The sequence below is a fragment of the Pseudomonadota bacterium genome (assembly GCA_022361155.1).
Classification (GTDB): Bacteria; Myxococcota_A; Polyangia; order Polyangiales; family JAKSBK01; genus JAKSBK01.
In genome coordinates this window covers 1-8,175 of the sequence record JAKSBK010000528.1, presented here as the reverse complement: position 1 = coordinate 8,175, position 8,175 = coordinate 1, and the positions used below count along the sequence as shown (strand labels likewise).

Sequence of the window (8,175 nt, the reverse complement as noted above, 5' to 3'; positions counted from 1 at the left end):
GATGCTCCCGTTCGCGGGAGCAGGCCCGCGCGGTTTCGCCCCCCCGCCGCGCGGGCCGTTTTTTTCTGATTCTCTCTATACCTCAAGATCCTCTGCCGAGGTACTAGTGTGGGTGCTCCGGCGGCAGTGGCGGCTTCAGGCGAAGCTTGTCGGGCCGTCGCCGCCGCCGCGCGTTTCTTGCCGGTTGACCCGAGCGGGTCACCGCGGCTACGGTAGGTGCGGCGCTGTACGCGAACGCCGATATTGTACCCGGATTCGGGGAAGGAAGGTTATGCGCTTACTTCGTGGTCCGGGGCGGCACTACCCAGAGCTACGGACGAGCGCTGCGAGCGTCGCACCAAAGGCGCTCCTGGTCTCTCTGACGCTTACCCTGTGGCAGTACGGTTTCGCTGCCTACCTCCAGCCCGACCTAGACGTCGACTGGCAGCTCGTTGCATTGCGCTTCAGCCTGGACGCGGCGATCTGCCTGCCAGCGGTGTTGCTGGCCTCCGCGCTCGCGTGCAGATCGCTGCGAGCGCGACGGGGCTCGTCGGGCGATTTTCTGAACCGCCGTGGCGAGCTGGCCATTCCGCCAACCTTCGACCTTTTTCATGTGGCCTGGATGTCACTGTGGCTCTCGGCGTTGTTGCTGCCGGGCGTGGCCGCTCGTCCCTGGCTATACGGCTTCTTGCCCTCCGCCGCCGGCGTAGCGGACACGCAGGTAGCGCAGCTGCTGGGCAGCGGCGGCGCCGGACGCGTGCAGGATCTCGCGGTCCAGCAAGGAGGCTATCTGTGCTCGTACAACACGCCTTTTGCAGTTACTCAAGGACTGGCGTCCGGTGGCTCGACGACCGGCGCCGACGCGACTGCAGGGCTGAACGAGCTGCTAAGCGGGGCGGTCGGTCTCGTGGGCGCAAGCTACCTTGCCATCCTGCTGCTCAGCTGGGTCTTCGTCGCGTGGGGACGTGGTGGCTTTCGGCTCCCAGGCCTGAGCTTGCTCGACCGCCTGGGTGGCGCTCCGCGGTTGCGGCACGCAGGTCTGGCAGCAGTGGCTCTAGTTGTCGCCTGCACTCGAAGCGACAGCGCTCGGGAGGTGGATGCCATCCGCGCCGCGGTCTTGGTCGATCCTTGCGATCAATCGGCTCGACGCGTGTACGACGTGTCCGCGGTTCACGTGAGCATGCCGCTCAACCGGTTCGGTGATCATGATCCAGATGCGTTCATGTACGTGCTGGATCGCAACCTGAGCGCGGTGGCTCAGCAGCAGGCCACGCCGTTTCCAGACCGCGTTTCCATCGGCCTGCGCAAGGACGCCATTCAGCCGCTCGTATTGCGGGCGAATCTGGGCGAGTGTCTCGTCATCAACTTCACCAACCGCCTCCGCGATGGAAACGCGTCGCTGCACATTCAGGGTCTGGCCCACGACGCGCAGAACGCCGCTGGCTTTGTCGGCATGAACCCCGACACCTCGACTCCTGCCGGTTCCACGACGACGTACCGCATCCCGCTGCCGAGCGACCAGGAAGCGGAGCGTGCGTATTACTTCTACGACCACGGGGCGAGCCGACAGCGCGTGGCGCATGGCCTATTCGGCGCCATCGTCGTCGAGCCAGCCGGCGCGGTTTATCGCGATCCCGAAACCGGTCAATTGCTGCAGGACACGCTCGGCAGCAACTGGGAAGCGATCATCGATCTTCCCGGCGACGATCGCGATTTCCGTGAGTTCGTGCTGATCTACCACGAGATAGGAGACGAGAACTTCGCGAACATCGTCGGTGGGGATGGCCGGACCCTTCCGGTATTCGATGAGGTCAGCAACAATTACCGTCCCGCAGCTCGAGCGATCAACTACCGGAGCGAACCGTTCCGCAATCGATTGGCGCTACACGACGACAAGTCCCAGGGTTACGGATCGTACATGTTTGGTGACCCGTCGACGCCCATCCCCCGCTCCTATTTGGGGGAGCCCACGAAGACGCGCTTGCTGCATGGAGGCAGCGAGGTGTTTCACGTGCACCATCTGCACGGTGGAGGCGACCGTTGGCGGCGCAATCCCAAGGCAGATCCAAACAACGACATCTCGAGTGGCTTGGTGAAGCGACCCGCACAGGACGTGTTCTCGACCCACCTGGACTCCCAGAGCATCGGCCCGGGCACCAGCTACAACCTCGAACACGAGTGCGGCGCGGGGGGATGCCAGCAGGCAGCGGGCGATTTCCTTTACCACTGTCACATAGGTAGCCACTACATCTCCGGGATGTGGGGGTTTTGGCGGGTGTTCGACACGCGTCAATCCGACCTGGCAGCCATGTCGGCGCTGCCCGCACCTCCGGTCGCCGTGAACTCACGCGCGCTGATCGGGTTGGAGATAGGCGGCAAGGCCCTGACTCCGGAATCGCAGATCAGCGACCCGGAGCGGCAGCGCTCGCTCGAGGCTTTCATCGAGGCCCAGCTGCCCCCTCAGGGCATTCGGCTCGACGATCAGGACGCCACCGTTTGGGATTGGATAAAAGTCGAGCAGGACCTTGACGGCCCGCTGTACCTCGGGGAGCCCGAGACGAGCGTGGTCTGGGCCAACTACGCGTCGGACTCGCCCGGCCAACGCGCTGAGATCCTGTTCAATTCCGGCAACGGCCGCTACGCGTGGCCGCTGATGCGGCCGCACCTCGGCAAGCGTCCACCGTTTTCGCCCAATGGACATTCCGGCGCGCCCTGGCTCGGCGAGGACGGAAGTGAGGAACGGCCCGATGGTCTGTGCCCCAACGACGATCTGTTGCCCGACCTGGAGCACCGCATCCGCCGGCAGTACCCCATCACGGCCGTGACACTACCGATCCAGATTGGACCCAACGAGGTCGACGAGCACGGCATGCTCTTCGTGCTCGGGGAGGAGAAAGCCGAGCTGCTCGCAGGGACCAAGTCCCCCGAGCCGCTCACGATTCGTTCCAACGTGGGAGACTGCGTGGACGTGCTGCTCACGAGCGAGCTCGGGGACGTGCACGAGCCTCTGGTGGCCAATTCCCATATCGCCGGCCAGCAATCCAAGGTCAACATCCACACGCATTTCGTGCAGTTCGATCCACAGGCCTCGGATGGCGTAATCACCGGTATGTCGTTCGAGCAGTCGGTCAAGCCGTACACCGACGAAGATCGTCGCTTGACCAAAGCGGTGGAATCCGACAGCCATCGCATAACCGTGAACCACGTGCGCGGGTTGAGGCCGGGCATTTGGCTTGGAATCGGGCTCGGCGAAGGCATGTGCGAGGGCGAAGACAGCCCGCGCATGTGCACCGAGGTCCGTCGCATAGCTGCGATCCGTGGCACCGAAATCGTGCTGGATCGCGGGCTCGATCTCGAGCATCGCAAAGGGGAGGCCGTGGGAGTGGAGTTCGTGCGTTACGCCTGGTACTCGGATGTGGACACCGGCACGGTGTTCTTTCACGATCACGTGAATTTCAACTCGTGGGACCATGGCCTGTTTGGTGCGCACATCATCGAGCCCGAAGGTTCCACCTATCATGACCCCACTACGGGTGCGATCGTGCGAAGCGGCGCCGTGGTCGATATCCATGCTCCACGACGAGCGTCGGTCGGAGCCGGACAGCACGGCAGCTTCCGAGAATTCGTGCTTTTCCATCACAACCGAAATGCGGGCCGTCGTGGCGCCAGCGCCGACGCGCCGGGGGCCTCGATCAACTTGCTGAGCGAGCCGCTGCGCGAGCGTGCCGGCGATGCCGCCGACAAGTTCTCGTCCGCACTGCATGCGGATCCGTGGACGCCTTTGCCGCAGGCCTATGTGGGAGATCCCTTCGTCATCCGCCACCTGAGCGTGCTCGAGCGCGTGGGAGGCCTGCGCATGACCGGTCACCGTTTTCGCCTGGAACGTTGGGCAGGCAACGGCGCGCTGTCGGACACATCCCAGATCGGGATTTCCGAGCGCTTCGACATCCTGCTCGATGTTGGGGCCGGTGGTGTGCAGCGCCGCCCCGGCGACTACCTGTACTACAGCACCGTTGCGCGCGAGCTCATCGACGGAGCTTGGGGTATCGTGCGCGTGCACGGGGACGCGCAGCCTGACTTGAGGCCGCTGCCGGATCGTCCGCAGGTTGCCGGGCGCGATGGGGACGCGCACGTGGATGAAGACGGATCGTACGGGGCAGACGGCGAACGCGACCAGGATCGGTACGACGACGAAGGGGTGAGTCGTGTCGTTGGCGTTTCGCCGGCCGTATGTCCCTCCCAGGCGCCGGTACGCGCGTACGACGTGGACATCACGCAGGCGCACATCGTAACGAGCGATCAACCGCTCCGAGTTCGTGACGGCGTCGTCTACCGGCTTCACGAGGACGGAGCACCGCCGGCCGACGTCATCGCGCGCGAGCCCCTGGTGCTGCGCGTAAACGAAGGGGAGTGCTTGCGAGTCACGCTGCACAACTACCTCGAGAAGCGCGCTTCCTTCAGCCTCGGAATGCTCGCCTCTGACCCGACCACTTCCTTCGGCCCTCCCGTGGGCAATAACCCTGACTCGACCACCGCCCCCGGAGGCTCGCGCACCTACGAGTACTACGCCGACGAGGAGCTCGGAGTGGCGGTGGCCCTCAACCTGGCCGCCCTCGACAGCCTGGCCAAGGGGGCATTCGCAGCCGTGGTGGTGGAGCCGGCGGGATCCGAGTACCTGGATCCCTATACCGGGCTCCCGGCGGCGACCGGGCTCGCCGCGGATGTGGAGGGTCCCGCGGGCAGCTTCCGGGAGTTCGTCGCGCTCGTACACGACGAGGATCCGGTGCTTGGCCAGAGCCGCATGCCGTATCCGCAGCACGCGAGCGGGTTTTCCGGTCTGAGCTACAGCGCGAAGGCCCTGTCCGACCGAGGCATTCGGGACAACCCAGCCGCCGTCTTCAGCAGCGAAAAGTGGGGCGACCCGCGCTACGTGTTTGAAGCACACGCGGGGGATCCGGTGCGCTTTCGGGTCGCTGCCCCGTGGACCGAGCAGGCGCATGTATTCGCTGTCGACGGGCACCGCTGGCCGCTGGAGCCAGGGCTCGCCGGCTCGGAGCGAGTGTTCTCGCGGCCGCTCATGGGTGGCTACACTTTCGATGCGCCGCTGGTCGGCGGTGCCGGCGCTGGATTCGCACGTACCGGCGATTACTTGTTCAAGGACTTGCGGCGCCCGTTTCTGCAAGCAGGAATCTGGGGGATCGTGTCGGTGACCGAGGCGGCCGAGCACCTTCGCCCGCTGGGTAGCCCGGCTCCGTTTGTCGGCGACCCGGACGCGCGGGGCGAGGTGCCTGCGGACGACAGCGATGTCCTGGCCGCGGCGCAGGCCCTCAGGGAGCCGGGGTTCGTCACGGTTCACCAGCGAGGAATGACCGTGGGCGGAGTGCCGATCGGGCGACCGTTCGTGGCGGGTGACATGCGCGGAACAGCGGATATGCCGCTGCGCCAGGGCCTACTCAACGGTGACGAACGGGTGTGGTTCTTTCTCTCCGACGCGTCCGATCAAGAATTCGCCGAGCACATGGGCATCCTATGGTCGCGAGCACTCGGGGAGGCGGATCCCCGATCGATCGAAGAGGGGGCCGAGCTCAACGAGCATCTGCATCCGGCCTGGAATTTCACGCAGGGTCCCGGAACCGTCGCTTACGTAGACCCCCTCACGGGCACGGTCGTTCGTCCCAGGGCTAACGCCCGCTACTCGCCGCTGAAGAGGATTACCTGGCGAGGCCGCGACATCGTTGTCAACGCTCCCTTTGTGAAGTGGGGCGACGGTCCCGGCCAGCAGCTGATCATCGATCGGGGCGGCTGCGATCCGCGCATCCGTCTCAATGCACCGTCTCCGACCTTCTTCGGCGGGGGTCCAGCCGGCTGTAGCGACGACCCTGCCGACTGGAACGAGCCCGGTGTGATCTACGCTGGCGGTCAGGGGCTGTCGATTCGCTTCATCCCAAACGAGTCCGCCTGTGCCGGGCAGATCGATACGAGCGAGTGCGCGCGCTACACTGCGAAGCTTCACATCGGCACGCACCGTAGGGATCTGTTTCCCTACTACAACGTGTTCGAGGCCAGCAAGCTCCCGGCCGCCGAGAACATGGGTGTGATCCATGCTCCCAAGCTGGCGAACGTGGGCTCGCCCTCGACCGAGCTGTTCAACACCTTTGCCGGCGCCAACAAGGCTGCCGCGCACATCATGCAGTTCGGCAACGGCGTGTTCGGTGACATCCTCGGTCCCCGGCGCTTTCAGCCCGGGCTGACGTCCTACGGTACACCCACCTTCAACGACTACAGCCCCATGTGGCATATTACCTGGCTGTTTTGGGATTGCGATCAAGACGGCGTCTTGGTGCGCGACAACGCCAACCGCTCGACTGGTGCGGTTCCGACCTGCAGCGTTCCAGGTTTCTGTCCGGATCATGGTGTGGATTTCGATCCCTTCCAGATGGACGACGAGGATGTGCTGTGTGGGGATTTTGCACGAACCGCAAGCGGCAACCCCGATGGTTTCATCTACGTAGACGAGCTCCAGCATCTCAAGGATCACGGCTACTTGCTCGAGACCCAGGCCCCGCCGGGGTGGCTTGGCGGAGCGCCCTTCGAAGATCCCAAGCCGCTGTTCGTGAATTGCCCGACACCGGTCTCGGTGAACTTCCTGCCCTAGCGCCGACCGGTGCTCGCGAAGCTCGAATGTGCACGTTGCGCCAGGCCGTCCCCGTGTTCGCCGCGTCGGCCGCGCTGGCGCTGACCGCGGGCTGTGAACGCTCCAGGCCCTACGATCCCCACGAGGTTGCCGTCCCATGGATCGCGCCGGAGCTTAACGGCAGGCATGGGTCGCACGGCGATTTTCACCTCGGCGAGCAGCGGGGCAAGGTCGTCGTTCTTTCTTTCGGTTACGCCTACTGTCCCGACGTGTGTCCGATGACGCTGGCCAACCTGAGGGATGCGTACGCGAAGCTGGGTACGAAGAGCGAGCAGGTCAGCGTAGTGTTCGTTACGGTCGATCCAGAACGTGACGAACCAGACAAGCTGGCTGAATTTGTCGCGAGCTTCAATCCGGGCTTCTACGGCATCGTGCTCGACGACGCGTCGCTTGCGTTGGCGAAGAAGTCGTTCGGGCTCGAGGTGTACAAGCGGTATCCTCGGCCCGGTAGTCGCCAGGGCTACTACTTCGTAGACCATACCGGTCTGTTGTTTGTGCTCGACCGCGCTGGCAGGGTGAGGTTCAAGGTTCCGGTGGATGTTTCGATCGAGGATCTGACTTCGCGGCTGCGTGTCGTGGTGAACGGCTAGTGCCCGAGGAAGGCTCTGGGATCAGGATCAGGAGGCCTAATGAAGCCGAAACGCGGAAGTCGTTGCTGGCCCGTACCAGTACCACGGATCACAAGTTCACCAGCGTCCTCCGGACTCGTGGACGCGCCTGCACCTCCGCAGCTGCACGGACTCCGTCCGCTGCGCCAGGCAGAACTGCAGGCGCGTTCGGTCCGGGTTCTGGAACCGGCCCCAGGACTGGCGAGGACCGGCTCCGGAACCCGGATCGGCGACCAGTGCATCCGTGGACCTCTGGTCGGTTTGGCGCTGTGCCTGCTCGCGTTGGCGGCTCCGGCATGCAAGGGGGACGGGGAGCAACGGCCTCCAAGACAAGAACATCGCACAACTGCCCATCAACCGGAGCCATCCGAAACCCAGGCACGCCGAACCAAGCTCGAGTCGGAAGCCCCGGCGGCCGACATGCTCGCGATCGAACACGCCCGCGCGCCGGCCACCGGCCAGGCCCGCGCGGCTGCGGTGTATCTGCGCGTGATCAACGGGTCCAATACACCCGATCGTCTGGTGGCGGCGCATGCGCCGCTCGCTGCCAGCACCGAGATGCACGAAAGCAGGCTCGAACAGGGTGTCGTGCGCATGGTCGCCCATCCGAATGGTTTCGAGGTGCCGGCAGGTGGCAGTCTGGAGCTGGCCCCCGGCGGCAAGCACATCATGCTGCTGGGGCTGCGCAAGCCGCTAGCAGCAGGCGCCAGTCTGGAGCTCGATCTTCGCTTCGCGCGTGCAGGGGAACGCAAGCTGGAGGTTTCCATCACGCCCCGCACCGCGGCACATTCGCACAGCAAGCACGAGGGCCACTCAAAACACTAGTACCTCGCCACAGGAATCCTGATCGTTTGGCCCCAGCCCTGGCGCCCGCTGGCGGCGTTGGGACCTCCT

3 protein-coding genes are annotated in these 8,175 nt (G+C 64.8%); all 3 read left to right on the top strand.

The window, feature by feature from the left end; translation table 11 throughout:
- Positions 1-271 precede the first annotated feature (271 nt).
- From MJD61_19795 to MJD61_19785, 3 genes are read left to right on the top strand one after another with little or no spacing between them, the layout of a single operon-like run.
- Entirely contained in the window at positions 272-6,634 is a 6,363-nt protein-coding gene (locus MJD61_19795) for a multicopper oxidase domain-containing protein (GenBank protein ID MCG8557507.1), read from the top strand.
- A gap of 35 nt (positions 6,635-6,669) precedes the next feature.
- A complete protein-coding gene (locus MJD61_19790) occupies positions 6,670-7,263 on the top strand; it encodes an SCO family protein (protein MCG8557506.1) in 594 nt (197 codons plus the stop codon).
- Positions 7,264-7,302: 39 nt separating this feature from the next.
- Positions 7,303-8,106, top strand: a complete 804-nt coding sequence (locus MJD61_19785; GenBank protein ID MCG8557505.1) for a copper chaperone PCu(A)C — start codon at positions 7,303-7,305, stop codon at positions 8,104-8,106.
- The last annotated feature ends 69 nt before the right edge of the window (positions 8,107-8,175 follow it).